This window comes from Halorubrum sp. T3 (assembly GCF_000296615.1).
Lineage (GTDB): Archaea > Halobacteriota > Halobacteria > Halobacteriales > Haloferacaceae > Halorubrum > Halorubrum ruber.
Genome location: NZ_ALWQ01000014.1, coordinates 1 through 3,101, shown reverse-complemented (window position 1 = coordinate 3,101; position 3,101 = coordinate 1). Strand labels below are relative to the sequence as shown.

General features: G+C 68.7%; 1 protein-coding gene and 1 pseudogene. Both read right to left on the bottom strand.

What is annotated here, in order from left to right:
- Positions 1 to 611, bottom strand: a pseudogene (locus tag B378_RS17185) (PKD domain-containing protein); the annotation flags it as partial.
- Positions 612 to 716: 105 nt separating this feature from the next.
- Positions 717 to 3,101: malectin domain-containing carbohydrate-binding protein (locus B378_RS0102120; protein ID WP_017342183.1), on the bottom strand; the 2,385-nt coding region annotated here is incomplete at its 5' end.

Sequence of the window (3,101 nt, the reverse complement as noted above, 5' to 3'; positions counted from 1 at the left end):
TCGCCGTCGAAGTCCCACTCGTAGCTCGCGATCGAGCCGTCATCGCTGGAGCCGGAGGCGTCGAAGGAGACCGTCTCGCCCGGTTCGGGCGCGGACGGGCTCGCGGTGAAGGACGCCGTGGGGTCCTCGTTCTGCTCGGGCTCTTGGACCGTGATCGTCGTCGAGTCGGAGTCGGCCGTCGAGACGGAGTCGGCGGGGCTCAGCGCCGACCCGTCGGCGGTGATCGCATACTGTCCCGGCGAGGCGTCTGCGGGGACTCCGACGGTGTACTCGACCGTGTAGCTCACGTTGACGCCGTCGTTGTCGCCCGCGAGCCACGTCCACGTGCCGTCGTTGTACGCCACCGGACCGGTCGCCGACTGCGACTCGATCGCCCAGCCGTCCGGGAGACCGGCGCTCAGTTGTGGCGCGTTCAGCTCCGCGACGTCGAACTGCGTCGTCAGGGTTACCGTCTCGCCCGGTGTGACCGTCGTGCTGTCGGCCGTCTGTTCGACCGAGACGCTCGGGTCCGCCGCCACGATCCCCACCGGTCCGAAGACCGTGAAGAGGAGTGAGAGCGCGACGAGCGCCGTGATCGTCTGTCTGAGGTATCCGTGTGCTGTGTCGTTCATCGATTGTGTTGGTGTCGTTGGATTCGCTGCCTTCGTGCGGTCGGTCGTCGCTCGATTCGCCGACTCGTCGGCCCGACCGCTGCGGTCGGGCATCTGTCGGGTCACCTACTCGGTGGTCCCCTCCGATTCCACGATCTCGATGGCTCTGACCTCGGGATTGTCCGCGGCACCCTGGTCGAAGACCACCGAAAGCGTGCCGTCGCCGTCGTCGGTGACGGTGACGTTCTTCATCGTCCCCGTCGCGTGGCCGACGTCGGCCACAGGGTCGTAGTTCGTCAGGACCTGCTGGCCCTCGACGGAGGCGTTGAACTGGCGGTCTCCGGGATCGCTCGCGCCGTCGAACGAGTTCCCGAGGTAGAGTCGGACCTCGACCTGCTGGCCGGCGTCGACGGAGAACTCCCACGTGGAGGTCCCGTAGCGCTCGCAGTCCCACACCCCGTCGGGCGTGGAGTCGGGGACCGTCCCGTCGGGAGTGAGATCGGCGCCTTGGCAGTAGTTGCCGGCGTCCGACGAGGCGACCGACACGAGGTACGACGAACTCGTGTCCGCGACGCCGGTCCAGTCGGGACCGTCGTCGGTGGCGGCGATCGTCTCGCTCTCTCCCGCGTTCACGCGGTGTAGCACCTGCGCGGGCTGCGGGTCGGGAGCCGCCTCGACGGTCACTTGGAACGACTCGGACGCGGAGCCGCCGTTCCCGTCGTCGGCCGTCATCTCGACCGCGTACGTGCCCGCGTCACCCGACTCAGGGGCGATCGTCAGATCGCCGTTCGAGAGGCTGACGAAGGCCGGGGCGCTCACCGACAGCGACACCGCGTCGCCGTCAGGGTCGGCAGTCTCGACCGGGACGGTCGTCGAGTTCCCCTCGGTGACCGTCTGATTCGCGACGGCGTCGATCGTCGGCGGGGCGTTCGCGGTGTTGTCGCCGCCGTCGCTTCCGTCACCGCCGTCGACCGGTTCGATCTCGATGGCCGACACCTTCGCGTTGTCCTCGACGGTGCTGAACTCGAGGTTCAGTTCGCCGTCGGTGACGTCGGCGGTGAACGTCTCCTGGATCGCCGCGTGCTCGCCGCCGGCCTCCGCGTAGATGTCGTACTCGTCGAGGACCTGCTGGCCCTCGATAGAGACGTTGAACAGGCGGTCGCCCGCGCCGCCGTCGTTCGCCACGCCCTGGTAGAGCTCGGCGAAGTACAGCGTCACTTCGTAGGTGCCGTCGTCGAGCGGCACGTCGTAGCTAAAGTCGCCGTACCGCTCGGTGTGGTACAGCTCGTTGTCGTCGGTGTTCGCGATCTCGGGGTCCACGGGCGTTCCCGCGTTCCCGGTCGCGAACGCCGTGCCGCCGTCGAAGTCGGCGTCCGCCTGGAACTCCGTGCCGTCGGCGGCCGCGTAGGCGTCGCCGCCCGCGTTCACGGCGAAGCTGGTAGCGCCGTCGGCAGGTTCGTCGTCGCCGGCGCTCTCCTCGTACTTCAGGACAACCACGTTCGAGCCGAGACCGGTGACGGACCCGGGCTCGCCGTCGGTCGCCACGAAGTAGTTGTAGCCGCCGACCGCGGTCGTGTTGAGCAGCGTGACGGGCACCTCAGCCTCGCCGTTCGAGTCGAGCGTGACCGTCTGGTAGTCGACGTTCTCGACCTTGTTGCCCTCGTAGGGCTCGACGTCGTAGCCGGGCGTGCCGTCGTAGTCGGGCACGGTGTCGAGTTCGAGTTCGCTCTCGGCGTGTAGCAGCGTGACCGTCTCACCGGGCTCGCCGGTGACCGTCACGGTCTGGCCGGCCTCGCTCACGGTGGCCGCGCTGTGGTGGTCGCGAAGCGCACCGTCGTCGAGGTCGACGTTCTGCACGCCGATACTCGGTGCCGACGCGACCGACTCGTCGAGCGTCGCCTGTGCGCCGCCCGCGCTGCCGTCGCCGAACAGCTGGCTCTCTTGCGCGCTTCCGTCGGCGTACTCGACGCCCACGGTCGAACGCGCGAGTTCGAGACCGGAGACCGGACCGGCCTCTTGCGAGGTCATGGTCGCGGCCTTGATGCTCGTCGGGTCGTTGTCGACCGAGAACGACACCGACTCGCCGGGCTCGAAGTCGGTGAACTCGACGGTCATCACGTCGTAGCCGTCGGAGCCGTTCGCGCCGTTGTGCGGCTGACTGAACACGTCGTCGGCGGTGCTGACGACGCCGGTGCCGTCGCCCGACTGCGAGTCGATATTCAGCCCCTTCGCCGCCGTATCGCCCGCGGTCCCGTCGGGATCGAACACCATGTCGGGCATCGCCGACTCCGAGAGGTCGAAGGTCACCGACGAGATCGCCTGGTCGCCAGTGTTCTCCACGGTGAACGAGCCCTCGCTGTAGGTACTCGCCTCGGTGTCGCTGTCGGGCGTGACGCTCACGGACGCGGCGCCGGGGTCGGTCGCGGGCTCGCTGACCGCGACGGTCTCGGTTGCCGCGTCGGCGGCGCCATCGTCGTCGGTGACGGTGAGTTCGACGTCGTAGTCGCCCGC